22 protein-coding genes and 1 pseudogene are annotated in these 25,797 nt (G+C 50.8%); 7 read left to right on the top strand and 16 right to left on the bottom strand.

The genetic code is table 11. The features are described 5' to 3' along the window. Window positions 1-134 precede the first annotated feature (134 nt). The 4 genes from Ga0123461_RS08155 (at window position 135) to Ga0123461_RS08140 (ending at window position 6,148) form a co-directional block, all read left to right on the top strand. Window positions 135-815 carry a TVP38/TMEM64 family protein gene (locus Ga0123461_RS08155; protein ID WP_198507036.1) on the top strand — a complete coding sequence of 227 codons (681 nt, stop codon included), beginning with the start codon at window positions 135-137 and terminating at the stop codon, window positions 813-815. Further along, entirely contained in the window at window positions 815-2,236 is a 1,422-nt protein-coding gene (locus tag Ga0123461_RS08150; protein WP_100277880.1) for a dihydrolipoyl dehydrogenase family protein, read from the top strand. Before Ga0123461_RS08155 ends, Ga0123461_RS08150 begins: the two co-directional genes overlap by 1 nt. An 86-nt stretch (window positions 2,237-2,322) precedes the next feature. Next, the gene (locus Ga0123461_RS08145) at window positions 2,323-3,576 is read left to right on the top strand and encodes an OmpP1/FadL family transporter (RefSeq protein WP_100277879.1); all 1,254 of its coding nucleotides are present in this window, start codon (window positions 2,323-2,325) and stop codon (window positions 3,574-3,576) included. A gap of 127 nt (window positions 3,577-3,703) precedes the next feature. After that, complete coding sequence (locus tag Ga0123461_RS08140) at window positions 3,704-6,148, top strand: acyl-CoA dehydrogenase (protein WP_100277878.1); 2,445 nt, start codon at window positions 3,704-3,706, stop codon at window positions 6,146-6,148. Here the strand turns inward: Ga0123461_RS08140 and Ga0123461_RS08135 are convergent. From Ga0123461_RS08135 to Ga0123461_RS08115, 5 genes are read right to left on the bottom strand one after another with little or no spacing between them, the layout of a single operon-like run. Further along, window positions 6,145-6,561 carry a nuclear transport factor 2 family protein gene (locus Ga0123461_RS08135; RefSeq protein ID WP_100277877.1) on the bottom strand — a complete coding sequence of 139 codons (417 nt, stop codon included), beginning with the start codon at window positions 6,559-6,561 and terminating at the stop codon, window positions 6,145-6,147. The two genes, Ga0123461_RS08140 and Ga0123461_RS08135, sit on opposite strands and share 4 nt — an antisense overlap. Before the next feature lie 19 nt (window positions 6,562-6,580). Beyond that, a complete protein-coding gene (locus tag Ga0123461_RS08130; RefSeq protein WP_232710099.1) occupies window positions 6,581-7,315 on the bottom strand; it encodes an outer membrane protein assembly factor BamD in 735 nt (244 codons plus the stop codon). 11 nt (window positions 7,316-7,326) lie between these two features. Beyond that, window positions 7,327-8,091 (bottom strand): peptidoglycan editing factor PgeF, encoded by a 765-nt coding sequence (gene pgeF, locus Ga0123461_RS08125; protein WP_100277875.1) that lies wholly within the window; start codon window positions 8,089-8,091, stop codon window positions 7,327-7,329. After that, a complete protein-coding gene (locus tag Ga0123461_RS08120; protein ID WP_232710098.1) occupies window positions 8,084-9,058 on the bottom strand; it encodes an RluA family pseudouridine synthase in 975 nt (324 codons plus the stop codon). Before Ga0123461_RS08120 ends, pgeF begins: the two co-directional genes overlap by 8 nt. Then, window positions 9,055-11,199, bottom strand: a complete 2,145-nt coding sequence (locus tag Ga0123461_RS08115) for an Rne/Rng family ribonuclease (RefSeq protein WP_232710096.1) — start codon at window positions 11,197-11,199, stop codon at window positions 9,055-9,057. The genes Ga0123461_RS08120 and Ga0123461_RS08115 overlap by 4 nt, the downstream gene beginning before the upstream one ends. Before the next feature lie 446 nt (window positions 11,200-11,645). On the opposite strand from Ga0123461_RS08115, the gene Ga0123461_RS08110 reads away from it, so the two are divergent. Together Ga0123461_RS08110 and Ga0123461_RS08105 are read left to right on the top strand one after the other, a co-directional pair. Continuing rightward, window positions 11,646-12,581, top strand: coding sequence for an RluA family pseudouridine synthase (locus Ga0123461_RS08110; RefSeq protein WP_232710095.1), 936 nt, complete (start codon window positions 11,646-11,648; stop codon window positions 12,579-12,581). Between the two features lie 16 nt (window positions 12,582-12,597). After that, entirely contained in the window at window positions 12,598-13,029 is a 432-nt protein-coding gene (locus Ga0123461_RS08105) for a nuclear transport factor 2 family protein (protein WP_100277873.1), read from the top strand. 20 nt (window positions 13,030-13,049) lie between these two features. Here the strand turns inward: Ga0123461_RS08105 and Ga0123461_RS08100 are convergent, their stop codons facing one another. The 3 genes from Ga0123461_RS08100 to Ga0123461_RS08090 all read right to left on the bottom strand — a co-directional run bounded on the left by Ga0123461_RS08100 (window position 13,050) and on the right by Ga0123461_RS08090 (window position 18,418). Further along, window positions 13,050-15,119, bottom strand: a complete 2,070-nt coding sequence (locus Ga0123461_RS08100; RefSeq protein WP_100277872.1) for a CHASE2 domain-containing protein — start codon at window positions 15,117-15,119, stop codon at window positions 13,050-13,052. 118 nt (window positions 15,120-15,237) lie between these two features. Next, complete coding sequence (locus Ga0123461_RS08095; RefSeq protein ID WP_100277871.1) at window positions 15,238-16,605, bottom strand: surface lipoprotein assembly modifier; 1,368 nt, start codon at window positions 16,603-16,605, stop codon at window positions 15,238-15,240. A gap of 64 nt (window positions 16,606-16,669) precedes the next feature. Next, the gene (locus Ga0123461_RS08090; RefSeq protein WP_100277870.1) at window positions 16,670-18,418 is read right to left on the bottom strand and encodes a FecR family protein; all 1,749 of its coding nucleotides are present in this window, start codon (window positions 18,416-18,418) and stop codon (window positions 16,670-16,672) included. A gap of 164 nt (window positions 18,419-18,582) precedes the next feature. Here Ga0123461_RS08090 and Ga0123461_RS08085 point away from each other — a divergent pair, with 164 nt between their 5' ends. Further along, window positions 18,583-19,038 carry a hypothetical protein gene (locus Ga0123461_RS08085; protein ID WP_100277869.1) on the top strand — a complete coding sequence of 152 codons (456 nt, stop codon included), beginning with the start codon at window positions 18,583-18,585 and terminating at the stop codon, window positions 19,036-19,038. A gap of 75 nt (window positions 19,039-19,113) precedes the next feature. Here Ga0123461_RS08085 and Ga0123461_RS08080 read toward each other — a convergent pair whose 3' ends face one another. The 8 genes and pseudogenes from Ga0123461_RS08080 to Ga0123461_RS08050 form a co-directional block, all read right to left on the bottom strand. Beyond that, window positions 19,114-20,013, bottom strand: coding sequence for a Tim44 domain-containing protein (locus Ga0123461_RS08080; protein WP_100277868.1), 900 nt, complete (start codon window positions 20,011-20,013; stop codon window positions 19,114-19,116). Beyond that, the gene (locus tag Ga0123461_RS08075; RefSeq protein ID WP_232710094.1) at window positions 20,010-20,564 is read right to left on the bottom strand and encodes a DciA family protein; all 555 of its coding nucleotides are present in this window, start codon (window positions 20,562-20,564) and stop codon (window positions 20,010-20,012) included. The genes Ga0123461_RS08080 and Ga0123461_RS08075 overlap by 4 nt, the downstream gene beginning before the upstream one ends. After that, window positions 20,527-20,862 (bottom strand): histidine triad nucleotide-binding protein, encoded by a 336-nt coding sequence (locus Ga0123461_RS08070; protein ID WP_100277866.1) that lies wholly within the window; start codon window positions 20,860-20,862, stop codon window positions 20,527-20,529. The genes Ga0123461_RS08075 and Ga0123461_RS08070 overlap by 38 nt, the downstream gene beginning before the upstream one ends. A gap of 163 nt (window positions 20,863-21,025) precedes the next feature. Next, window positions 21,026-21,598: a PhnA domain-containing protein gene (locus Ga0123461_RS12810; RefSeq protein WP_418289158.1), complete on the bottom strand. Its 573-nt coding sequence runs from the start codon at window positions 21,596-21,598 to the stop codon at window positions 21,026-21,028. Window positions 21,599-21,718: 120 nt separating this feature from the next. Continuing rightward, window positions 21,719-21,973 (bottom strand): annotated as a pseudogene (locus tag Ga0123461_RS12805) (helix-hairpin-helix domain-containing protein); the annotation flags it as partial. A 59-nt stretch (window positions 21,974-22,032) separates the two neighbouring features. Further along, a complete protein-coding gene (locus Ga0123461_RS08060) occupies window positions 22,033-22,689 on the bottom strand; it encodes a class I SAM-dependent methyltransferase (protein ID WP_100277864.1) in 657 nt (218 codons plus the stop codon). A 143-nt stretch (window positions 22,690-22,832) separates the two neighbouring features. Further along, window positions 22,833-24,029, bottom strand: a complete 1,197-nt coding sequence (locus tag Ga0123461_RS08055; protein ID WP_100277863.1) for a transporter substrate-binding domain-containing protein — start codon at window positions 24,027-24,029, stop codon at window positions 22,833-22,835. Between the two features lie 160 nt (window positions 24,030-24,189). After that, entirely contained in the window at window positions 24,190-25,791 is a 1,602-nt protein-coding gene (locus tag Ga0123461_RS08050) for a cation:proton antiporter family protein (protein ID WP_198507034.1), read from the bottom strand. Between the last annotated feature and the right edge of the window lie 6 nt (window positions 25,792-25,797).

The raw sequence follows: 25,797 nt of genomic DNA, 5'->3' as shown, positions 1-25,797 counted from the left end.
CGAACTCGTTACAGCTTGTGGAATATCTGTTTCGATTTATGTGTAATCTCGGACGTGTTTGTTCGACCAAGAGGATGATGAAAATAGATATGAAGAAGAGAGAGAGTGATTTGCTGAGACGTATATTTCCCCTGTTGGCTATTGGCGTAGTGCTGGCATTGTCCCTCTATTTCGATCTGGGCCGACACCTCAGCTTTGATGTTTTAAGTGAGCATCGTGCGCTGTTGCTGGAGTGGGTGTCGGCCTATGCAGTAGCAGCCCCTCTGATCTTCATCCTTGCCTACATTGCTGTTGTCGCTTTTTCACTGCCTGGTGGTTTGGTGATGACAGTTAGTGGTGGATTTCTCTTTGGAGCACTTCCCGGAGGTCTGTATTCAGTGACCGGAGCGACGATTGGGGCGGTGGCACTTTTTCTGGTCGCCAAAACCTCGATTGGTGATTATCTGCTGGCCAGAGCAGGCCAAAGCGTAAAAAAAATGCAGGCGGGTTTTGCAGAGAATGCATTGAGCTATATGTTTGTCTTAAGGCTGGTTCCGATCTTCCCGTTTTTTCTGGTCAATCTCGTTCCGGCCTTTCTTGGTGTGCCACTGCGAGTTTATTTCATTGCTACCTTCTTCGGCATCATACCAGCGACATTTGTCTATGCGCTGGCCGGATCGGGGCTCGGAAGTGTGCTTGACCGGGGGGAGGGGATCACGATGCGAGGTGTGATGACACCGGAGGTTGTGGGCGCCCTGCTTGGATTGGCACTGTTGAGTCTGACTCCAGTTATCTATAAACATTTTCGTAAGCCGGCAATTGAGGAGATTCAGTAATGGATCTAATCAAGGTTGATATCTGTGTCATTGGAGCCGGTTCCGGTGGCCTGAGTGTTGCCGCCGGCGCATCCCAAATGGGGGCAAATGTCGTGCTCATCGAGAAGGGTGAGATGGGGGGAGATTGCCTGAACACAGGCTGTGTTCCTTCCAAGGCACTACTTGCCGCTGCGCATGCGGCGCAGACTATTCGTGAAGCCGGTCAGTTTGGTCTGAAGGCGGGTGAGCCTTCTACAGACTGGCAGGATGTCCATCGTCACCTCCATGAGGTGATCGACGCAATTGCTCCGAATGATTCGCAGGAGCGCTTTGAAGGGTTGGGGGTCAACGTGATTCGTGCGACGGCCTCATTTGAAGATGAGCAGACTGTGCGTGCGGGCGATCAGTTGATTCGTGCGAAATACTTTGTACTGGCAACCGGCTCTTCACCGTTTGTGCCTCCAATCGATGGGTTGGATCAGGTCTCTTACTTCACCAATGAAAACATCTTCGAAAACAGGGATGCTGTTGAGCATCTGATTGTAGTTGGTGGTGGCCCCATAGGGATTGAGATGGCCCAGGCATTTCGTCGTCTGGGTGCTAAAGTCACAGTTGTGGAGATGGCGAGACTGCTGGTGAAAGATGATCCAGAGTTGGCCCGGGTCGTGATTGACAGGCTCAGTGAAGAAGGCGTGCTATTTTATGAGGGTGGGCGCAACCTGAAGCTCGGCAGAACCCAGGAGGGTCAGGTCGCTATTCACTGTGAAACCGATGCGGGAGCGCAGTGCGCTACTGGTTCTCATCTGTTGATAGCTACGGGCCGCCGGGCAAATGTTAACGGGCTGAACCTTGAAGCTGCAGCCATTTCATACACGCCTCATGGTGTTGAAGTAGATGCGCGTCTACGGACGAGCAACAGACGGGTGTTTGCTATCGGCGATGTTGCAGGTCCTTATCAGTTTACCCACATGGCGTCTTATCAGGCAGGTGTTGTGCTTCGCAACATGCTGTTCAAGTTGCCGGCCAAGGTGGATTACTCAGCGGTTCCCTGGGTGACCTACAGTGATCCTGAGTTGGCTCACGTAGGTGTGAGTGAGGCCGATGCGACCAAGGAAGGAAAGGTAGTTCGCGTGCTTCGCTGGAGTTTTTCCGAAAATGATCGTGCGCAGGCGGAAAGGCGCACCGAAGGGATGATCAAGGTGATCACAACACCGAAAGGGTTGATACTTGGTGCAAGTATTGTCGGCCCTCATGCCGGTGAGTTGATTCAGCCTTGGGTGCTGGCGATAAGCCAGAAGATGAAGGTCGGGGCTATGGCTTCGATGATTGCTCCTTATCCAACCCTTGCCGAAGCCAACAAACGTATTGCCGGAAGTTTTTACAGCGACAAACTATTTTCCAGTACGGTCAGGCGACTGGTCAGACTATTGATGGAATTTTGACGCTCCCTCGAGATCCGGTTTGCAAGCCATAGAAATAGTGTCTATCCTCTATGCACTTACACGATTTCTAGGAGGAGGGAGTGTTCATGAAGCGAAATATACTATTGGTTTCGATGCTGTTTGCCGGCATCTCAACTGCTCAGGCTGGTGGTTATATGGTTGGCGAGATGTCTTCCCGGGCAACAGGTATGGCCAGTGCATTTACAGCCGTGGCGGATGATGCATCTGCAGCATGGCATAACCCGGCAGGTGTAGCGTTCACAACGGGAAAACAGTTGATGCTTGGCAGTAATGTGATCCTTACCAGCAATGACTTTACCACCAATACATCCAATCCGTTACATCCCGCGGCAACGAAAGCAAAGAATGGGACATTCTTTGTTCCTCATGCCTACTTCACCTACTGGGATGAGGGGTCGAGCCTTGGAGCCTCCCTGAGTATTAACTCCCCATTTGGACTGGAGACAAGTTGGCCCTCTACAGCCGTTTTTTCGAGCAAGAATACCTTTTCACGAATCAATATGGTGATGGTCAATCCGAGTGTTATTTTCAAGGCATCGGACAGACTCTCTTTTGCAGCAGGCGTAGATTACGCCTATGTAAATAAAGTAGATTTGAATAATACTGCACAGCTTCTGAGCGGCAAAGGCGATGGTTGGGGTGGCAATGCATCCATCTTCTATAAAGGTGACGGTTTCAACTTCGGCGTTACTTACCGCAGCAGGATCAAGGTTGATATTAAAAATGGATTAATTACTGGCGGGCCTGCTCTGGCTGCTGTTCCTGTTATTGGTCCATTGCTGGTTGGTGCAACGACTACAGGTAACACCTCCCTTACCCTTCCTGATCAGGTGAATGTTGGTTTTGCCTTCATGCCGAACGAACAGTGGACGTTGAGTTTTGATGCCGATTGGGTGAACTGGAAGACGTTTAAAGAGATTCGTATCCAGTATACTCCTTCTACATTGTCGACTGTTCTGACTGGCGGAACCAATGTGAATACGATTCCTGAAAACTGGAAGGCAACCGTCGATCTCAGGGTGGGTGCGGAATGGAAGTACCTGCCCAATATGCGCGCCCGTTTTGGCTACATCTTTTCACCTACACCGATCAAGGATGTTGATTTCTCACCTTCCATTCCAGGAAATGACCGTCATATTGTATCGATCGGCCATGGCTACGACTTCACACCTGATACAACACTTGATCTCGCTTACGCCTATGTTCATATCAACAAGAGAGAGCAGACACAGTCAACTGGCGGAACAAATGCTTTGAAAAACGGCACCTATAAAGGAAATGCCCATATTCTTATGGCATCGATCAATCACAGTTTCTAATTTGTTTCATAACCAGCTTGGAAGGGGGGCCTCTGGGCCCCCCCCTTTTTATTGGGGGAATGAAAGATTCACGGCTATACTAGAATCAAATGCTTTGATTCCATTTGATAACCCCTAGGAGGTTAGTATGTTCTGGATACTGCTTTTGGCCCTGTTCTTCGGTGTTCTTCTCCTTCTGGTGCACACAAAACTTTCCCTGCATATCTGGCTGGCTCTGCTTGTCATTGTCGACTTTCTGCTGATTGGCGCAGGTATGGATTTTACCATCGGGGCGCTTTTCCTGTTTCTGATTGGTGTCACTTTTCTGGCCCTTGGACTTGATGACAACCGAAGAAAAAGGGTAAGCAGTCCGATTCTCGAATATATTCGCAGGGCACTGCCACCGATGTCACAGACTGAGCGTGATGCTGTCGAAGCTGGAACAGTCTGGTGGGACGCACAGCTTTTTCAGGGTAATCCCAGTTGGGACATTCTGCTTAAAACACCGAAGCCGGAACTCAGTGAGGAGGAGCGGGCTTTTCTCGATGGGCCTGTAAATGAGCTCTGTTCCATGCTTGATGACTGGCAGATTAACCATGAACTGCGCGACCTGCCGCCAGAGGTGTGGAACTATATCCGGGGCAAAGGTTTCTTCGCGATGATCATTCCGAAATCCTACGGTGGTCTGGAGTTCTCAGCCTATGCACATGCCTGTGTGATTCAGAAGATAGCCAGCCGTAGTGTTACTGCTGCGGTGACTGTGATGGTACCCAACTCACTTGGCCCTGCAGAACTGCTGCTGGCCTACGGAACTGAAGAGCAGAAAGACCACTATCTACCACGCCTGGCAAGCGGTGAAGAGGTTCCCTGCTTTGCCCTCACTGGCCCTGATGCAGGCTCCGATGCGGGGGCGATATCCGATACCGGTATTGTCTGTAAAGTTGAGTTTGAAGGCAAAGAGGTGCTGGGACTCAGGCTGAACTGGGAGAAGCGCTATATCACCCTTGGCCCAATCGCGACGGTGTTGGGGCTGGCATTTCACGCCTACGATCCCGACCACCTTCTGGGTGACAAAGAGGACCTCGGTATTACCTGTGCACTGGTGCCGACCAATTTTCCAGGTGTGGAGATCGGTGCACGTCATGATCCGCTGAACATTGCATTTCTCAATGGTCCGAATAGCGGTGTGGATGTGTTTATCCCGCTTGAGTGGGTCATCGGTGGAGAGAAGATGATTGGCAAGGGGTGGCGCATGCTGGTGGAACGCCTCTCCATCGGACGGGGCATCTCGCTTCCTTCGCTCAGTGCTGCAGCAGGAAAAATGGCCAGTGATACCACCGGAGCATATGCCCGCTTGCGTAAGCAGTTCAGGACCTCCATCGGGCGTTTCGAAGGGGTGGAAGAGGCATTGGGGCGGATTGGTGGCCTTACCTATATGATGGACGCCACGGTACGGCTGACCACATCAGCACTTGATCAGGGTGAGAAGCCGGCGGTGCTTACTGCAATCGCCAAGCGCTACCTAACTGAAAGCATGCGACAGGTGATCAACGATGCGATGGATGTACATGGGGGGCGTGGTATCTGCCTCGGTCCATCCAACTACCTTGGCCGCACCTACCAGTCGATTCCGGTAGCCATCACGGTGGAGGGAGCCAATATCCTGACCCGCAGCATGATGGTCTTCGGACAGGGCGCAATGCGCTGCCACCCCTATCTGCAGCAGGAGATCGAAGCAGCCTCACTGGAAGATGCGGATGAGGCGCTTATTCGCTTTGATGAGGCGCTGATGTCTCATGTCGGTTACACCATATCCAATGCGGCGAGAGCTGTGCTCTATGGGTTAACAGGTGGGTTGGCGGCTCACTCCCCGGTATCCGGGGCTACAGCAACCTATTATCGTCAGGTTGGACGTTATAGTGCTGCAATGTCGGCAATGGCAGATCTGGCTTTGCTGACGCTGGGCGGAGCGCTGAAACGCAAGGAGGCAATTTCCGGACGTTTTGCCGATGCGTTGGCCTATCTCTATCTGACCTCTGCTGTACTCAAACGATTTGAGGATGAGGGGCGTATGGAAGAGGATCTTCCACTGGTGCACTGGTCATGCCAGTTCGCGCTTTATCAGGTTCAACAGGCACTTGATGGTGTGATACGTAATTTCCCGATTCGCCCTGTGGCATGGAAGATGCGGGCTTGGGCATTTCCGCTTGGCAAACATCGGAGCCTTCCGGGTGATCGCCTGTCACACCAGATAGCCAAGTTGTTGATTGAGCCATCGCAAACGCGTGAACGGCTTGTGGATGGAATCTATAGCTCCGATGACAAAGAGGACCTGACCGGACGACTTCATTATGCCATGAATCTCACCATTCAAGTCGAACCGGTTGAAGCGAAACTTCGCAAGAGTGGATTCATTTACACACCCGATCACTCCTATAGCGAGTGGCTTGATATGCTTGTGAAGGATCAGGAGATCAACAGGGAAGAGGCTGACCTGCTCATTGCCTCAAAAGAGGCGGTTAGGAGTGCAATCATGGTCGATGACTTCCCGGTCGATATGTGGACCAATAAGTCAGAGAACAATATTATTTAGAGTCCGCCACTGATTTTCCAGCCATCAGGTGACTTGGTCAGTTCGATGCGTTCACGCCGGTTAATCTCTCGCCACCTGTTATCGGCCTTTACCCTGAGCCTGTAGCTCTGCTCGCACTGGGCATGGGTGTCATCGACAAAATAGATAGTTCGATCTCTGGAATGCATCTCCATCATATCAAATTGTGAAAACAGCTGTTTAACCCTTTCGATAACATCAGAACTGTTTTGCTTCAGGTGGTTGTAATTCGGGTGAAGAAGGGCACTGTAGGCGGCAGTGTCATGGGCAGTGAACGCAATATCACGTGCATCAAGAACCTCATGAATCTCCTGTTTTTCACTACTGCAGGAGGCGAGTATGAGGGTGATAAGCAGTATGATCGAAACTGGCAGTTTCTTCAGGTAATTTAGCAATGAAAAGTCTCTTTCGAGATCAGAGGAACTCTTTCACCTTGCTGCTCCAGTCGCTTTTCGGGTAATTGTGCCTGAGCAGTATGGCCATCTGCCTGGCATCTTTTGACATGCCCATTTCCGCATAACTGGCGGCAAGGTAGTAGAGCGACTCTTCGATGGCCGATGTGGTCTGGTACTCTTTAACAACCTTCTGGAAGCGGTTGGCAGCTGCCACATATCGTTCGCGGTCAAAATAGTATTTACCGACGACTAATTCGTGTTCGGCAACCGTATTGTAGAGCTTTTGCAGTCGGGATTTTCCATCTTTGGCATACTGGCTTCCCGGGTGCTCTTTGATCAGCTGTTCAAAGCCCTCAATGGCCAGTTTATTATGTGTCGGATCATGCTCCTCGGATCCTTTCTGCATGTAGTGGCTCATAGCCAGCATATACTTGGCGTAGTCAACATGGACGTGTGTCGGGTGCCGCTCGACAAAGCTATTGCTCAATGTTTCGGTAAGAATGAACTCCTTTCCCTTGTATGAGGCGAAGATTCGAAGCAGCTCTCCTTTGGTCGCATAACTGCTGTAAGGAAAGTTAGCACTGAACTTATCAAGATCGGCAGCGGCCTCATTATAATTCCCTTTGTTAACCTGTTCTTTGGCTGCTGCGTACTCATCTTTTGCCTCGGTATATTTGACATCGTCGGAGGCGCAGGAGGAAAGGAGCGCCAGGATGGAGAGCATGGATAAGTGGAGGAGGAAGGGAATCTTCATAGTTGCGGAGTTTACGTATTCGCGGGCAGTGCGACAACGCCCAGATGCCTGCCACTTTTGTCACCGTCTCTGCGATAGGAATAATAATGTTTCGGATGGCATGCCGTACATGCATCAAAGCTCTCAATGTGAGACTCATGTAGTCCGCACTGGAGCAATTGCAGTCGGTTAATGGACCTAATATCTGCATGCAGATCACTACTGCGTGAAATACAGGTTTCAGCACCTTTGCAGCAGTTGGAGAGTTGATCTGCTGCTTCCTCTCCAACCTTAAAACAGCATGGACCAATACATGGGCCGAGTGAGGCAATAATCTTTCCCTTACTCGCTCCCAGTTTGATCATCTCCGCCACGCCACGGCAGACGACAGAAGCTGCTGTGCCGCGCCAGCCGGCATGGACTGCAGCAATGATGCCAGCCTCAGGATCTGCCAGCAAAACCGGCAGGCAGTCTGCTGTGCGGGCGCCCAGAGCTGTTCCCTGCTGATTGCTTATCAGGATATCCGCTTCATCAGGGTGTATGCAGCCAGGGCCGACAAACAGCTGACTGTTTGTACCATGAACCTGTTTTGCCTGATGGGGGCGGTTGGGGAGCCCGCAGATTTCTACAAGTACCTTCAGGTTTTTCTCGATATTACATTCCGAATCACCGAGCCCGCTACCGAAGTTGAAACTGTCAAAAGGTTGAGGGCTGACCCCGCCAGACCGTTGTGTGAACAGTCCGATGATGTTGTGCTGCTCAAACAGTCTGGAGCGTAGCAGTGCCTCTTCAGCCATAATTCTGTTTTAGGGCGAGAGAGAGCTTGCGCAGGTCATCGGGTAGCGGTGCACTAAAATGCAGCGCTTCTCCTGTGACCGGATGCGTGAACGCCAATATCTCAGCATGCAGAGCCTGTCTGGTCAGTGACCGGATCAGGCTGCGCGATGGTTCAGGGATATTGGAACCGGGATTATAGCTTCGTCCATAAACCGGGTCGCCGAGAATCGGTAGTTTTTCATGTGTGAGATGAACACGAATCTGATGGGTGCGTCCTGTATGCAGCTTCAGACGCATCTGGCTGAATGGCCCATAAGTATGTTCGACGCATGCATCAGTGATTGCCTCTCGGCCGCCGGGAACTACCGCCATCTTTTGTCGTTGCTGGGGATGCCTGCCAAGCGGAAGGTCAATGCGTTTTACCCGCCAGTTTACCGTGCCTCGGCACCAAGCGACGTACTGCCGATCCAGATCGTGAGTGGCAAACATTTCAGTGAGTCTGCGATGGCTGATTTCGGTTTTGGCAACCAGCAGGCTGCCGGAGGTATCCTTGTCCAGCCTGTGCACAATACCCGGCCTCTCCTTGCCGTTTATACCGGGAAGGTTGGGGCAGTGATGGAGAAGGGCATGAACCAAGGTTCCCTTGTCGTGGCCGTGCGAAGGGTGAACGACCATTCCTGCCGGTTTATTAATCACCAGAAGATGTTCATCCTCAAACAGGACATCCAAGGGAATATCTTCACCACACATTTCAAGCGACTGGATGGGCGGCAGCTTTATGGTAAAAACATCGCCCTCATGAACGCGTCTGGAGGGCTGTGTGAATGGCTCCCCATTGCTATCAAGAATATGATTATCCTTAAGTAGTTGCTGGATATGGTTCCGGCTCAGGCCACTGCCTGAAGCCAGAACCGCATCTGCTCGCTTACCATCCTGATCACTGCTTGCGCAGATGATCATGGGATCGGGTGAATCACTCTTGCTCACTCGCCTTGAGATGAAACGGATTCAGGTTTTTTTTCCTGAATGTTTGCAGGTCTCTGTTCTTTAGCTGGGGTGGAGCTCTGTTCATTGGACTGAGAAGGCTGTGCAGTTGCACCAGAATCTTGCCCCTGGTTTTGTGTTGCCCCACCTTCACTTCCGGCAGGACGCCTACGCCTGCGCCTGCGCCTGCGTGGTTTGCCCTCAGTAGCCTCACCGCCATCACTGGCCGTAATTTTTTCGGCTTCAGGTTTTTCTGTCTTGGGTTTAGGCGTGCGTTTGCGTTTCGGCTTCTGGGCTTCACCTTTCTGCTGGCCGCTTTGGGCTGAAGTGCTCTCTTCATTGCTCTTGTCAGGCGAAGGGCGACGACGGTTTCTGCCACCACCACTGCCACCACGGCGCCTGCGTGTACTTTCAGCTTCCTTTTTCAGGCGAAGCTCTTCCTCTTCAGCCTGTTTCTGCAGCTTCTCCTTGCGCTTTGCGCCGGTGAGCATATTGATTAATGTCTTAAGCGGCCCATCCTTCTTCTCTTCCGGCTCAGGTGGAGGCGGAGTAGGGATGCCCACAACTGGTTTCACAGGCTTGAGCTTGCGACCGGAGCGCGGTGGCTTGATACGCTTGGTTGTGTCTTCAAGCACCTCAACGCGCTGCTGGTTATTTTCACTCCACTGACGCTCGATGCGGTAATGCGGAATATCCAAGTCCGGACGGATCTGAAGGGTGATCTGAACCTCATACACCTCTTCAATGCGTGCGATATTGGCCCGCTTGTTGTTCATCAGGTATTCGCCGGTGTCCGATGGTACCTGTACGATCAGCGTCGGTTTCTTACCCACTTCGGCCCAATCTTCCATGCGTGTAAGCATCTGTAATGCCATTGATTCGACAACACGGATCGAGCCGCGCCCCTGACAGCGAGGGCAGGGCTCGGTGGTCGACTCACGCACCGACGGATGCAGTCGCTGACGTGACATCTCGAGAAGCCCAAAGCGGGAGATGCGGGCAAACTGGATGCGGGCCTTATCTCCCTTGCATGCCTTGCGCAGTGTCTCTTCAACCTGCTGGCCGTGTTTGCGGCTGGCCATGTCGATAAAGTCAATCACGATCAGGCCACCAATATCGCGGATGCGCAGTTGGCGGGCAATCTCTTCTGCAGCCTCCAGGTTGATTGCAAGTGCGGTATCATCGATATGTTTGCCTTTGGTGGCACGTGCTGAGTTGATGTCGATCGCAGTTAGTGCTTCGGTTGGGTCGAGTACGATGGAGCCGCCAGTTGGCAGACGAATTTCGCGCTCATGTACCTCTTCGCACTGCTGTTCAATACCGTAGCTACGGAACAGTGGTTTCTTGCCACGATAGAGTTTAACCAGCTTCTCCTTACCCGGGAGTACGGCATGCACAAATGCTTTGGTGTGGGTATAAACTTCATGGTTATCAACCCAGATCTCCTGCACATCATCGGAAAAGTGGTCACGAATAGCGCGGGTGGCCAGATCACCTTCGAGGTAGATAAGGGCAGGGGAAGGTGTGGTTTCGCTCTTGATGCGGATTTCGTCCCACAATCGGCGCAGGTAAGAGTAGTCACGCTGCAGAGCCTCAAGGTTCTGATCCTTGCCAGCGGTGCGGATGATAAGCCCCATATTATCTGGAACTTCCAGTTGTGATAGAATCTCTTTCATTGAGCGGCGATCTTCATCAGATAGTTTGCGGGAAATGCCGCCGCGTGTGGTGTTAGGGCTCAGTACCAGATAGCGGCCGGCCAGTGAAATCTGGGTGGTTAGTGCAGCGCCTTTATTGCCCCGCTCTTCTTTGACCACCTGAACCAGGATCTCCTGTTTCGGTTGCAGTATGTCCTGAATCGAGAGGTTCCGTGGATTGGCATTTTTATCAACGCCATCCTTCCAGTAATCAGGGTGGATCTCGTTCAGTGACAGGAAACCCTGACGGGCAGAGCCGTATTCGACAAAAGCTGCCTGCAGGCTTGCCTCTACCTTGGTGATTTTACCCTTGTAAATGTTACTTTTAGTCAGTGCCTTGCTGGCTGATTCTATATCCAGTTCGTGCAGGTAACCGTCCTCAACAATGGCGACACGACTCTCTTCGTCGTGAACAGCACTGATGAGCATGAGTTTTTTTGATTCAGTCACGCCATCATCCTTTTGGCGTTTGAGAGACCTGTCTTCTACAGATCGGCAGTATGCCAGTTCACACGAACAGCCCTGCCAAACGGCGGAATAGCCCGCTGTATTTGGTATAGAGAAACCCTTACAGCTATTGAAATTATGGTCTATTCAGTCACATCTATGTTCGCTTCCATCCTCGCTAAATCGGGTTGGTAAGCTTCAAGTCTTTCAAACACTTTCTTTAATTTATGCAGGCTCAACGTTGGCAAACGATCACATAACATCTTTACGCTCAGAGCAATACCGGGATGAAAAGTGACCCTGCCATCTACTAAGTCGGAGGCTGGGATTCCCGAGTACAAATCACTACTATTGCCTGTGCGTTGGTGATTGTCGTGTGATGCAGGATAACACGGAGCTCGCTGCATTCCGACGCGACTCTATAGCCCAAAGGCGGTTTGGCAAGAAAAATGCACGAAAACGGTACCTTAACAGTAGATCAAAACGAAGATGGAAGCCGCCTGGATCGGGTGCTGATCCGTCATCTGGGGGCATCGCGTCGCTCACTGATCCTGCGGCTTATTCGCAAGGGCAATGTGCGCGTAAACAAAAAACGGGTGAAACCGGAGGTGCATGTTGCATGCGGTGACCTCATTTTTCTGCCTGTCAGTCTGCGCGAACCTGAGCAGCAGCTTGAAAAAGCAGCGATCCCTGCATCCCTTTTGAGAAAGGTAGAGGCGATGCCTGTGCTTTTTGAGGATGATTGGCTTCTGGTGGTGAATAAAACGGCGGGACTCGTTGTGCATGGGGGATCCGGTCACGAAGGCGGACTGATTGAAGCACTGAAGGAGTTACGCGGTCTATCCGACCTCAGGCTTGCTCACCGGCTTGATCGCGATACCTCAGGCGTGCTTTTAATGGCAAAGAATCTCGAGGCGTTGCGCCGGTTAACCGAATCATTCCGCGAACGCGATATGCAGAAAACCTATTTCGCCCTGATTGCCGGTCACCCGTTCGCCCATGCCGGGCGGATGACCTCCAAGCTTGCCAAGGGCGTGGTGCAAGGCGGTGAGCGGATGGTGATTGATAGTGAGGAGGGGAAGGAGTCAGTCACCGACTATCAGGTGATGATTGAGTATGAGTCTGATGATTTTGATTACGCGATGGTTGCACTCAATCCTCACAGCGGTCGCACCCATCAACTGCGCGTACAACTACAGAACGAAGGTCACTCCATTCTTGGCGACACTAAATATGCTGGAAAGGAAGAGTTAGCTTCTTATAAATCCCTTGGTGGTCGCGGACTGATGCTGCACGCCTGGCGGCTGCGTTTTAACCATCCGGTTACAGGCAAACCCCTCGAGCTTAAAGCTCTCTGGCCGGATAATTGGAACCAGCTTCTTTAACACCAGGAGAGTGCTTATGAAGAAGATCGTTAAAATATTTGAGGATTTCGCACGCGATTTTGAGGCAACTCTGCGCGATGATGATTGGTCGAGGCTAGAAGATTACTTTGCAGAGGATGCTACGTACCAAAACGTTGGATCTCCCGATCCCAAATGCAAAGGGCGCAAAGCCATTCTGGATTACCTGAAAGCAGATGTTTCAAACACAGATCGACGATTCGATAACCGCACCCTCATTGCGCTGTCGCCTCCTGTTACGGATGGCGATCGTTTAACCAGGCGATGGCGAATGACTTATACGTTAAAAGGAGCCCCTGATCTTGTGGTTGATGGAGAGGCCAGGTATCTGTTTGAGGGTGATCTCATTAAGGCGCTGGAGGAGGAGCCAACTGCTTCTTCCAAGCGAAATCTGGAATCGTGGATGAGCCAGCATGGGAGCAGGTTGTAACCTGTTTTAGTCATATGCTTCTAAAGGGGGCGTGAATCCAGTTCCAGGTCAACCAACTCATAAACAACAACAGGCTTCTGTTTACCCTTAACCTTAACCTCGTCCAAACGCCTGGGTTGCAGGTGTCCCAGACCACCCTCTTTTCCTTTGCCATTTTCATCAGGCAACAGGTGGCTGATCTCGGCTAAGGTGAACTCGGTGATCATCAGATGGACATTGAAGTTGCGGGTTAAGGCCTCAACGCGTGCACCCAGGTTTACCGCATCGCCAATGATCGTGTAATCCATCTTCTTGGATTCGGAGCCGATATTGCCGACAACTACCTCACCACTGTTCAGACCAATACCAATATCCAGTTTCTCCTTACCCTCAGATTCCCACTTCTCCTGTAGCTCATAGAGGCGATGCAGCATATGCATCGCGCAGTGCGTGGCCAGTTCAGCATGGTTTTCCTGTTCCCCCGGAGCGCCCCAGAAAGCCATAATTTCGTCACCGACAAATTTATCGAGCGTTCCATTCCAGTGCATAATCACATCGGTCATTGCCGCCAGGAATTCGTTCAATACCTCTACTACCTCTTCGGGCGTATGATTCTCCGAAAAGGTGGTGAAACCGCGCACATCAGAAAAAAGTACGGTTACATTTTTACGCACGCCGCCAAGCTTCAGCATTTCTGGATGTTCAATCATCTCATCAACTACCTTCTCAGTGGTATAACTGGAAAAAATCGAGCGAATATGCCTTGCTCTGTTCTCTTCAGTAAAGAAGCGGTAGGTCGTCAAGGTTGTATAAAGAATGCTCAAGGTGAGTGCTGGCACAACCACATGCACCCAGATGTTATGGGCCACAAATGCGTACTGAGTGAGTCCGAGATAGACAATAAGAAGAAATCCGAAGAAGAGGCCGCTTGCGAATGCACCGAAGTAGGGGACGACCAGCGCCATAACGAAGGCAAAACAGATGATCGCGCCTATATCAATCAGCGTAGTCATCTCCTCTTTCACCATGTAATTGAGACTGAGAATGTTTTCAACCACAGTGGCCTGCTTCTCAACACCGGCTAGTTCGGTAAATGGCGTGACATGGATATCGCCAGTGCCAAGCGCTGTGGCACCGATCAATACAATTTTCTCTTTCAGTTCAGATACGGGAATGGTTCCTTCAAGGATATTGATGGCCGAATAGGTGGTGAACCTTTTGCGCTTGCCCGGATAGTTGATCAGGATACGGCCGGAAATATCCGTTGGCAGGTCAATCTTCTCTCCCAGAATGATCCGGTCACCAGTGATTACCTTCACATCCTGCTGTCTCAGTTCTTTGAATATTCTTGCGATTTCAAGTCCAAACGAAGGATAAATATCCGGACCGATTTTGACGTAAAGAGGCTCCCAGCGAATGGCTCCATCCTGATCGTAAAGGGAGTAGACGTGGCCGATAGATGCAGCCGCCTCTGCCAGTCCTTCAAATGGGGTCAGGGCTGTTTGAGCCACTACTGGTTTGTAGGCTGGGCCAGGCTTGGTCAGCATGAATGCATACCATGGCATGTACTCCGGAAGCTGAGATACCTGCTTGCTGTCAACCGATGACATGGCTTCGAATACATGCGGAGCAAAGGCCAGAACAACATTTCCTGCCTTTTTGACAGCCCTAATCAAAGCCGCATCAACATCGTTGAGCTGCTCCAGTGTTTGCAGCTTTCCAAGAAAAGCCTTATCCGCCTGTGGCAAGGCTTGGTAAGCCAGATTGAGTTCGCGGACTGATTGCAGCCCTTTGTTCATCTCCGGAAGCTGGTAGAGGTAATCAATGCCGATCACCTTCGGTTGCATTAATGCAAGTTTATCGACCAGTGCGGCCATATATTCCCGAGTCCAGATATTCAGGTCGAGTTGCTCCAGTGTCTTGTCATCGATGGCAACGATGGCAATGTCAGGCCTGACTGACCGTTCACCGCGCAGCAAGGTGCGGATGTCGAACGTCTTGGACTCCAGGTAGTCGACAAACATGGGCGGACTGACCGTTACAAAGATGGCAACGGCAACAATCATCGAGGCCAGCAGGAAGTAGGGGCTTTTTTGCTTAACTGCCCGCATATTACTCCAGCCTCATGAAGACAAGAAGCAGGTCAGTGGGTGTTTCATTGCTGTTGTTTCCGGCCATAACGCCACCCCTCAGGGCAGGAGATAATTTGCCCGATTAACAAAATAGAGATCAAAAATCGCGTACAAATGATACCTTGCCATATGTTCTCTGATACCGATACAGATCAATGTTACACCGATTTTTCACATGACCAAGCATGATTCTAGGTGCAAAGCCGCCCACGCTTAACGCCAGCGTGGTAATGGCAAGCTCTACCGATTGCTTCTTTTCCTGCCTTTTTTTACCAAAGAAGGGGTCAGCCAACGAATAACGGGTTTCCAGATAATCAAGCATCAACGAGGCATTCAGTTTCAAAGGTAGCTCTGCGGAAACGCCCGCTTTTGCTCCGGATGAGATGAAATTATAAATATCATCGCGTGCGCTATTGCGCCCGATGCTTGCGCCAGCATTCCACACAATACCACTCGCGGTAGCCTTGGAGGTATCCAGTGTCAGCCAGTGCTGCCAGCCATCGCGAAGTGGGTAATCGGGATAACGCAGTTGTTTGCTCTCGATGGCAGGATTCACGGTCCAGCCGCCAATCGTGCGATAGAGGTCAGAGATGCGGAATGCTGCGCCGTCGAACAGGTCGCGGCCGCCATAGAATGAAGCATGCCAGCCGGCTTCAAAGGATGTTGAGTGGCCCGGACTCCACTGCATCGTCCAGCCCGTAAATCCCATCAGATAGGTCAGGTTGTACTGGTTGGTAGATGGGTAGTTCTGGTGCTGTACGATACCGCGCAGGCTGAATTGCCGCGATTCACCAAAGCGGTACTGTCCCTGCCAGTTGATACCAATGCCTTTGCCGCTCTGCTGTCTTGCAGTGGGACTGAGGACAAAGCGACGGCCGCCAATGATGACAGCTTCACTTGCCGTAGCCTGATTAACGTTACTGTCGCCAAGGATTTCAAATGAGAGCATCTGGCTGAAGGTGAGGCGTTCGATCTGGTTGATAAACAGAAGCACATTTTTGCGTACGCCTTCAGGTAGTCCCGGCTCGCCGAGTACACGCTGGAAATGGTGCTGGGATGCCTCGGTATCGCCTATCATGAGCAGCGCGCGGGCCAGATCCAGTCGCACGCGCAGAACAGATGAATCACGTTCAAGCATGGTGCGGTAGAACTTGATGGCTGTTTTCCAGTCACCGCGCAGTTCAGCCAGTTTTCCTGCGATGAACAATGCCTGCATAGGTGGGCTCGGTTTCTTTAGCAGCTCTGCCACTACAATGCCTGCCAGTTCAGGATTTCCCTCTACCAGCAGCTGTGTGGCGACCTGTGCAAGCTCCTCAGGGGTGGCTTGGGAGTAGTTATTAAGATGAGTTTTCTCGGGGGACGATGCAACACCTGCTGTCGGGATGGATGTAGATACGGACTCTTCGGCATAACCAGAAAAAGGAATGGCGCATATCACCAGTGTCCCCAACATCCGAACAAGCATTTTCCCCTCCCTAGAAAAGCGGCCTCCTTACAAGGCCGCTCCCTCAATGTTCAGTCGTTGCAGCTTATTGACCGACGAATACACCCACCATTGAAGCTCCGCCACCCGTAAGGGTAAGGCTGCCACCGATATTGGCTGGTACATTGTTAGCTCCTGTTAGAGGTGCCTTGGTGGCTGGCCCAAAGAACCCCCCCTGAATAGTACCTGCCATGCCTGCTGGATTTGTAACAGTTTCTATGGCTGTAAATGTGTTGCGATTGGCTCCGGCGTTAAGAAGCACTACTGGCGCGGCCAGATTCAGGTTTGGAGCCGCGGTGTATGCTAGAGGACCACCAACTGGTGATGTTTGTGAGTTTATAGTGGTGATTGCCATCTCCCCTAAAGCAAAGTCTACATTGGCGGTCAGGTCAGCTGTGAAGAGTGATTCTACTGTAGGAAGACCTGCTGGTGGCGTGGCTGCGGGCGGATAGTACCAACCTTGGGCAAGGCCGGCATAGGTGGCAGTGCCTACAGCAGGAACCGAAGCTACAGGTGTCAGTGTGCCGAATACGCCGATACCTGCCAGCCAGTTTCCTGGCGTAGCGGTTGTCTCGACACCCCAGTGGAATAGTGAGGCATATTGATAACCTGTTACAGCGGGTAGGTTTCCAATCTGGTTGATGACGACCGAGTTGGGACCTGCTCCCACTGCAGCGGGGCTATCTGTAGCGGCACCACCGAGTGCAAGCTCATTGGTGGCCACCGCAGTGTTGAAGGTGTAGTCGAATGCTCCCGTAGCTGTTGCGAAAGGTAAGTTAGTTGCATGCGTACCCTGAATTCTGACGCTTGTGATATTGCCACCTGCATTGCGTGTGACAGTCATGACATTGCCGGCATCAGAACCTGAAGGAACACCATAGGTCATTGTGATTGCTCCCCCTGCAGGAGGTGGCATCCATGCCTGCATCACATAGATGGAGTCCTCAACAGTAACTGTGACAGCACCCGGAATTGCACCTGTTGGCACTCCGCCAGTAGAGACACTACCTACTGCAACTGCACCTATGGCTGCAACGCCCAGAGCTGTTGCAGCTGCGCCGACACCCGTTCCTTCAGTTGCCGCTACGACTTCCTCCACTCCTCCAGGACCCTGTGGAGGGGAGGGATCACCCGCTGTTGGCGTAGCTATGTCTGTAGCCTTAATCAGCTGATCAAGAAGCTTTGGGTCGGTAGGGCTTGGCGGTGTTGGGGGCTGGCCCTGACTGACATCCACGGTTTGTCCGATAGCACACATCTGCGCGCCAGCCACGCCGGGATTGATATTCCTGATCTCAACCTGTCCCTGATTGCAGACAAATCGGGTGATGTTTCCCATCACAATAGTAAAAAAATCCGTTCCTCGAACTGCTGCTACCGCCGTAGGGGTTCTCACTTCAAACTGGGCATCTCCAGCATCGGTATGGTGAACGATTGAGCGCAGTGTGCCACGTATCATTTTGATGGAGCCACTCTGCAGCTTACTGTTGTCAAACATGAATTCGGTAACTTCAACCTGAGAGGAGGAGGCAATCCTGAGCACTGTCTCGTCCACGAAGGTAACCTGTGCCCGGGATCGCTCCAGTGTTGTGACGAGATCCTTAAGTTCCACACCACTGCCGACCTTTGCCTCTACCGCTTCGGTTGCACCTGTTCGGAGATGATCAACCTTGTTTAGGGTTGCGGAGAACTGGCCGACAGCTTCTGCTTGAGCTGAAGCGGGCAAGCAAAGAACTGCAGCAACAAGCAGGGGCGTTGCCTGAGAAATGAAAGTCTGGATGCGTCGTAAGTTGAACACCTTACCCTCCTTGAATCAAACAGTTATTATTGAATAAGTTACAGCCACACCTTTACTTTAGCAGATTGGAGAAAATATCTCTATTGCCTGTCAGGTTTTTTATTGCCACCGTCAGCAAAATCATGGTGCAGCTGCTATAATAATATGTACAGGAGGATTGAATTATGAGTCCTGATCCTAACGAGAAAGTTCCCCCGGTAAGCGAACAAAGCGATTTTGAGAAATTCTGCGCGTCATGCGGCGAGAAAGTGGATGCCGTAAAAGAGGCCTGTGAGACATGTGGCGAGAAGATGGGCCCAGTGAAAGAGGTCTGCTCTAGATGCGGCAAGAAGATGGGCAGCATGATGAAGCATTGTATGGATTGCTGCGAGAAGAGCGGCATGATGAAAACGTGCATTGAAAAAGGCGGCTGGGCTCTGCTTATTCCCTATAGTATTGGAGTTATCCTGTTTCTGGTGGGCTGGTTCCTCAGTGCTGAGGCTTTAAGGCTCATATGGCTGATCCTTTCAAGCTTGATTGCCACTGTCGGGTTTATCGGCCTGGTTATGGTTAATCTGATGATACGGAAGAGCCCCAAAGAGGGAGACAACTCCGATGAGGTGAATGACCCAAAAGAATGATCAGAGTTTGAGATGAATAAAAAAGGCTGGTCGGGATTCCCCGCCAGCCTTTTTACTTGAGTTTGAGCTGCCTGATTAGTGGGCTTGCTGAATCCCAGCCAGATACCAGGTTGGATCATCCGAATTCGGGGTGTGCTGGAAAATCCAAACTTCGTTGACCTCAGCCGTCTGGTCTTCAACCGTGGCTCCGGTGTGATCCACTGTCTGCTCACGCAGCATGGCGGAGTAGTTTACTGCTACCCACTCCATATCCGACTCAATCCAGCTGTCAGCAATCTCGGCATTGAGCGTAGCAACCTCAGTGCGGTTCTCGCTGTTTGGACTCATATCGCGGGATATGCGATCGGCAATTTCAGGGGTGCAGAACTTACGGATATCCTCGATGTCACCGGAGTCCCATGCTTTCTGCATACGTATGTATATCTCTTTGGCTGCAGGAACAAAATGGTTCGCATCAACCTCAGGACGCACAGCACTGCCGACTGGCTCGCGGCTCTGATCCTGAAAATCGAACTCCTCCTGTACGGCATCAGCATCGCTGTTGCTGCCCGGAAAAGAGCTGACGGAAGGCTCACTATATCTCGCGCCGCCTGAATAAGCGGATTGTTGTGCAGCTGCTGCACGTTTTCGCAGGAAGAACATCAGCAGCATGATGCCGGCGCCGATTAACAGGATGTCGAACATGTTGATGCCTTCAAATGCGCCGCCAAAGAACATGGCGCCGAGCAGGCCACCAAGGGCCAGGCCGCCAATCATTCCCATCATGCCTGTACGGGCGCTACCACGCTGCCCAGCAGCGGCAGACTGCTTCTGCGGTGCTGCTTTCTGCTGTGAAAAGCTGTTCGACTTAGGCTGGCTCATGCGCTGTTTGCCAAAGCTTGAACCCATGCCGAAGCGTTTGGCATCAGCCATATCTACGCCTGAAATCATGATGCCGAAGATGGCGATCATCGCCATTGTAATCAGTTTTTTCATCTATTCTCCTCGTTCATCCCGTATGCGACTTCAGCGATATGAGCCTGATATGCAGCTCTTCGCAGGTCGCGATTCTTAATGGCTGCGACATCCTGTGCAACCCTGCGTTTTTCACTAAAGCTCAGAGGCCTGCCCTTAGGTTTTGGCGCTTTGGGTTTGATGCCTGCTCCCGGCTGTAGGCGGGTGCTGATTTTATGCAGGTTGGCGATCTTCGCATGTTTGAAGCAAGCCTTGCGAATATCATCGCGCAGGAATCGAATCTGCTGTGCCATAATCGAGTGATCAACCGCAACCCAGAGGCAGAAGCCATCATCGGCAATAGGTTCGATCACAATCGGTTCAGTTCGAGTGGCCATCATGGGACCGACAATATCGGGCCATGCCCGGCGCAGGCGTGCCATACCCATCAGTTTTCCCAGCGATTCCTCACCGAGAATTTCGGACAGATCTCCATGTATTCCCTTGAGTTTAGAGCGGGGGCGTTTAGGGCGAAAGCTCAAAGTGGCAGATTTTTCAAAATGGAAGTTTCTTGCCGCCCAGAATATGGACATGGATGTGATCTACTTCCTGGCCGCCACCTTCACGCACATTGATGACAACACGGTAGCCAACACCAAGCTTCAATTCGGCATCGGCAATGTGGCGCACACGATCCATCATCAGACCGAGCAGCGCGGTATCCTGCTCTGTAGCATCGGCCAGGCTTTGCAGATGGAGTTTCGGAATGACCAGCACATGGATCGGCGATTTGGGGTGGATGTCGTGAAAGGCGAAGAAATTCTCATCCTCGTAGACCTTGTTCGAGGGGATATCCCCGGCAGCAATTTTACAAAATAGGCAGTCAGTCATGATGTTCTCCCTTTTTGCGACAGTAATAAATCCGGCATGTTCTGAAATGTAACAAGGGAGCAGTGATAATCAAAGATGGTTTGCTTGAATGCATCTATCCGCCCCGCAGCCTGCAGGACAGCGGGGCGGATGTGCGTACTTGTGGTTAGAAGTTTGTTCAGCTCTATTTCTTCACGAACTTGGTCAGAATCACGATCTGCTGGCCATCAACGCGTCCTTCGATCTGTTCTGCGTTATCCTGAACAAGGCGGATATTACGTACTGCCGTGCCGCGCTTGGCCGTAATGGTTGAACCTTTTACATCAAGATCCTTAGTCAGTGTTACTGTGTCGCCGGCTTCAAGCACTGCACCGTTGCTGTCGCGATGAATAATCTTCTCTTCAACAGCCTCGGCGCTACCTGCTTCAGCCCAGGCACGGGTTTCATCTTCCAGATACATCATATCGAGAAGATCCTGAGGCCAGCCCTCAGCACGCAGGCGCGTAAGCATGCGCCACGCCATAACCTGCACCGCAGGCACCTGGCTCCACATGGAATCATTCAGGCAGCGCCAGTGGTTTGCATCTACCGTGTCCGGGTTCTCAATCTGCCCACGACAGATTTCGCAAGCCAAGATACACTGATCCGCACTGCCATCAGAGGTAGGGGGCACTTCGTAGACACCCAGTTCATCGGTAGCACCACACAATTCACATTTGGATTCGCTACGTGTCTGCAGTTCTTTTTCTATGCTCATGATTAATGTTCCTTCGGATGAAGCCACCACATCGGTTGCATCAGGTGATAAATTTAGCAGGCGATGCTTGGTTCTGTGCATGCTGAAGTCAATCGTGCCATTGCCGGTATTCTTGCGCTCATCTGTAAATGACCACCAAGGCAGTGGCTCGCCGCCTTCCATAAAGTGGATGGCCGACATAAGCACATCAATTACACAGGGGTCATGCTTTTTTCCTGATATGCGGCAAAGCTGATCATAAAGTTGAAAAGGGTTTTTCGCGATCAGTTCTTTGGGATGGTTAATTCCAATAGAGTGGAGGTCACGAGCAATGGCCCTTCCTATATTCGGAAGTTCCTCAAGATTGGACGCCGTCTCTCTGTTTGGGTTCTTCATTTGATCGTTATCTTGCAGTGAACTTAAGCGGGTATCAAATCATAGGGAGTACGGTGGAGCTAGCGCTGGTAGCGCAGTACCTGTCCTTTTGGGAGTGGTTTTTCCAGATACCCTTCGGTGTTTTCTGGCCTGCCCTGACTATGCGAATAACCAAGCTTCACCATCTGTTTGCTGAAGCGGGCATGATGCCCACGTCCTTGATCAACAATGATTATTTCACATTGTGGTTTGGCATGATGATCAATAAATTCTGACAGCATTTCAGCATGGCCTCGCTCATAGAGCAGGTCACTGCCGATAATGAGATCGAATTCACCTAAACCATCATCTTTATCTTCCCATCCAGTGCGAATAAAGGGGATGTCTTTATCATCGTTGAGTTCAGTGTTTGCCTGAAGAAAGTTTCCGGCTTCAGGGTGGTAATCTGTAGCGGTAATATCGGCATTTCGTTGATTGAGCACCAGAGATGAGAGCGCAATGCCACAGCCGACCTCCAGAATTCGTTTTCCTGCAATTTGATAATCGGACATGAGATGTGCGAGCACCTGCCCTGAAGGCCAGATGATACCGAACAGTGGCCATGTAGAGGACGAAATCCCTAACTTTTCGGCAATGCCGGTATCGTCAGAGAACTCCTGCTTGTCCCTTAAAGTTCGGACGTGGATGTCCGCAGGGCCAAACTCCATGGTTTGGTAGCGAACGCGTAGTGAAGACATGAAACTCCTGTATAAATCAGTTAAACGCAGCATGCGTGAGTCAACTAATTCACTACGAGGATCGGCATCCTACAGGAATAGGTATGAATTGACGAATCAGGAACCTGAATGACCTCTAATGGAGAGGCTTGAAGTGATTACTTTCAGGGTGCCTCTTCATCAAGACGAGCTTCTAAAAGCACTTTAGGTGCGCACTCTGGGCAGATGGAATGACTGAACCTGGCGTCTGAATGGTTTGATAAATATGTTTCTAACCTATGCCATGTTTCTTTGTCATCCCGAATACTGTGACAATAAGAGCAGATTGGGATGATTCCGCGCAGGATTTTTATCTCCTTGAGTGCATTGCCAAGTTCAATGTTTGCAGTTGAGAGTTCTTCTGTTCGGGCTTTCACCTTCATGTTTAATCTTCGGTTATTGATGATTAGAAATATAATGACAATAAACAGGGTAGCAGCAATCTGAAGCAGGAGTTTCCAGTCAGTATGGTGTTCAGTAGATATCTCTGTCCATTTGTTGAAAATATCATTCAGCTCTTCCTCACTGATGCGAGCCAGTGACTTATCTAAAATTGATATGATCTCAGCTGGTAAATCCTTACGCAGGGCAATTTTCAGGTGATAGAGGTAATCAAGTTTCAGGGCAATTTTCAGATCATCAAATCCCTGCTTTTCTATATAATATTTGGCTGTAACTGTATTGATGGCAAACAGATCAACCTTACCGTCTTGTACGGATGAAAATCCATCATGTGTGGCAGGAAGTTCTACGAATTCAAGCTCAGGGTATTTCTCTTTGATGTATTGCCCCAGACCACTGCCTTTAACAACACCAATCGTTTTTCCTTTAAAGTCTTTTGCAGGGTCGAGATAAACACCTTTATCATCAAAGTTGGTAATAAGAACAGCAGGGTATGAGTAGATATCCCTAGATGTGAAATAAAGGTGCTCCTCCCTGGCGCTGTTTTGGGTTATAGCACTGAACATATCTGCTTTATCGCTTTTAACGAGTTCTACTGACTCTTCCCATGTATCAGTGTTAACAGCTATGAATTCGATACCTGTGTTCTGCTTAATAAGGTTTAAAACATCAGAGATAATACCGGTGTGATTGCCAATATCATTTTTCCATTCAAATGGAGCCCAGTCCGGGTCATAAACATAAGTAATAGGTTGTTTGCTCTCTAGCCACTTCATTTCTTTGGGTGTGAACAGCGATTTGGTCTGGGATGAATAGCTGGTTTTACCCGATACTAGTAAAGCCGATTCATCTGCATGCAGCAGGAGAGGAAACAGTGTGAAATATGTGATTGAGAGAAGAGATAATATCCAATATTTCACTCTCGCCTCCGGCAGATTAAGTCATAGTGCTGATTATACTGCACTGGTTAGCGTTCCTGCAATATGTATGCCAGACATGGAATAATTGTCTATCTGTGATCAATAATGGTTGGGTATATGGGCGGTGCTGTGAATTCCTGTTATTGAGTCGGTTCAATACCTATTTACCCACGAAAGTCTGTAGTTCATTGGCGAACCCCAAGCCAGCTTCGGTGTAGATATTGAAAGTGTGGTCGACGCCAATAGCCTTCAAAGCATCTTCCTCATCCCGGAATTTTGTCGTAGCAGCGATACGCCCCTGATATCCCATCTCTTTAAGTCGCAATGCGGCATCCATATTTGCCTTTTGTGATGGTAAGGTCAGCAATACCCACTCCAGTTTGTCGAGCAATTCCGGTGCGCGAGTCCAGAAATCTGGATTGGTCGCATCCCCGCTAACGACATTTCGCCCCTCTGCAGAGTGCTTAATAGCCTTCTCCTGCTCTATCTCCACACCGATTAGGCTAGCAGCATAGTCCGGCTCTAATACGTTGTAGGCCGCAGTTCCCATCCGCCCCATGCCGAACACCACCACCTTAATGCTCGCCAACTCCAGGTTCTCTTCTCCGGGAAGACGCTCTGAGCGTTCGAACCGTTTGAGCCATGGGCGCCATACCTGATATAGCCTATCCCGGACATTCACCAATGGTGCTGAAACGATAAATGAGATCGACATCACGACAGCAAAAACAGCGAGCCACTCTGTTGGTAACCATCCTGCCGAGACAGCTATAGCACCGACAATCAGACCAAACTCACTGTAGTTTGCAAGGTTGAGTGAGGCGCGCAATGAGGTGCTGGACCTGAGGCGAAACAGGTTAAAGAGCCCGAAATAGATCGCTATTTTTAGTGGCAAGATCAGGACGAACAGCAACGCAATGAGCGCTTCACTCCAACCCGGCAGGGTAGTCATGCCGACGCTGAGGAAGAACCCCACCAGAAACAACTCCTTGAGGCCAAGCAGAGCTTTCGACAGCTCGTTGGCTTTAGGGTGGTTTGCAAGCATCATCCCGAATACCAGCGCTCCGACATCTGCCTTGATACCGACCAATTCAAAGATATCCGCGCCGACCAGTGCTAGTGCAATACCGAACAGAATCAGCAGCTCACCATGTCCGACTCTGTCGAGTATCCTGTAAATCAGGAAGCGCAGGGGAATCAGCCCAATCAACGCCATCGCCCATGGCGTAGGTAACTTACCCATTGAGGCAGCAATAAATACGACTGCCGCGATGTCCTGCACCACCAACAGACCAATCGCGACCTGCCCATGTCTGGCATTCGTCGCACCCATCTCGTCGAGGATCTTTACCGCGAATACTGTGCTGGAGAAAGACATGGCGAAACCGATGAGTAGGGCTGTCCCTATATCAACGCCGGAAATAAGCGGCAGGCTGGTATATGAGAGTACCATTATTATGGCGGCGACCAGAAGCGTGATCATGCCCATATGTAGTGTCGCGACACCCCACACCTCGGGCCTGACTAACGACTTTATCTTGAGCTTGAGACCAATGGAGAATAGCAGCAGAGTGATGCCAAGATCTGCCATGACATTGAGGAAATCACCACCTTCCACCCCCAGAGCGTTGAGCAAAAATCCTGCTGCCAGAAAGCCGACCATCGGCGGCAGACCCACCCGGCTGATCACTAACCCACACAGAAAAGCGGTAGCTATCCAGAGCGGGTCACTGTAATGAATGGAGAGGAGTTGCGGTTCCAAAATTTA

This window comes from Mariprofundus aestuarium, from assembly GCF_002795805.1.
Classification (GTDB): Bacteria; Pseudomonadota; Zetaproteobacteria; order Mariprofundales; family Mariprofundaceae; genus Mariprofundus; species Mariprofundus aestuarium.
The sequence above is the reverse complement of the archived record's forward strand: the minus strand, read 5'-3'. Positions and strand labels throughout refer to the sequence as shown.

What these genes read in the sequence shown, in the direction of transcription:
- Ga0123461_RS08150 (WP_100277880.1), top strand. Translation starts at nt 815, where the DNA reads ATGGATCTAATCAAGGTTGATATCTGTGTCATTGGAGCCGGTTCCGGT.
- Ga0123461_RS08145 (WP_100277879.1), top strand. Translation starts at nt 2,323, where the DNA reads ATGAAGCGAAATATACTATTGGTTTCGATGCTGTTTGCCGGCATCTCA.
- Ga0123461_RS08140 (WP_100277878.1), top strand. Translation starts at nt 3,704, where the DNA reads ATGTTCTGGATACTGCTTTTGGCCCTGTTCTTCGGTGTTCTTCTCCTT.
- Ga0123461_RS08130 (WP_232710099.1), bottom strand. Translation starts at nt 7,315, where the DNA reads ATGAAGATTCCCTTCCTCCTCCACTTATCCATGCTCTCCATCCTGGCG.
- pgeF (WP_100277875.1), bottom strand. Translation starts at nt 8,091, where the DNA reads ATGGCTGAAGAGGCACTGCTACGCTCCAGACTGTTTGAGCAGCACAAC.
- Ga0123461_RS08110 (WP_232710095.1), top strand. Translation starts at nt 11,646, where the DNA reads ATGCACGAAAACGGTACCTTAACAGTAGATCAAAACGAAGATGGAAGC.
- Ga0123461_RS08105 (WP_100277873.1), top strand. Translation starts at nt 12,598, where the DNA reads ATGAAGAAGATCGTTAAAATATTTGAGGATTTCGCACGCGATTTTGAG.
- Ga0123461_RS08100 (WP_100277872.1), bottom strand. Translation starts at nt 15,119, where the DNA reads ATGCGGGCAGTTAAGCAAAAAAGCCCCTACTTCCTGCTGGCCTCGATG.
- Ga0123461_RS08095 (WP_100277871.1), bottom strand. Translation starts at nt 16,605, where the DNA reads ATGCTTGTTCGGATGTTGGGGACACTGGTGATATGCGCCATTCCTTTT.
- Ga0123461_RS08085 (WP_100277869.1), top strand. Translation starts at nt 18,583, where the DNA reads ATGAGTCCTGATCCTAACGAGAAAGTTCCCCCGGTAAGCGAACAAAGC.
- Ga0123461_RS08080 (WP_100277868.1), bottom strand. Translation starts at nt 20,013, where the DNA reads ATGAAAAAACTGATTACAATGGCGATGATCGCCATCTTCGGCATCATG.
- Ga0123461_RS08075 (WP_232710094.1), bottom strand. Translation starts at nt 20,564, where the DNA reads ATGTCCATATTCTGGGCGGCAAGAAACTTCCATTTTGAAAAATCTGCC.
- Ga0123461_RS08070 (WP_100277866.1), bottom strand. Translation starts at nt 20,862, where the DNA reads ATGACTGACTGCCTATTTTGTAAAATTGCTGCCGGGGATATCCCCTCG.
- Ga0123461_RS12810 (WP_418289158.1), bottom strand. Translation starts at nt 21,598, where the DNA reads ATGAGCATAGAAAAAGAACTGCAGACACGTAGCGAATCCAAATGTGAA.
- Ga0123461_RS08060 (WP_100277864.1), bottom strand. Translation starts at nt 22,689, where the DNA reads ATGTCTTCACTACGCGTTCGCTACCAAACCATGGAGTTTGGCCCTGCG.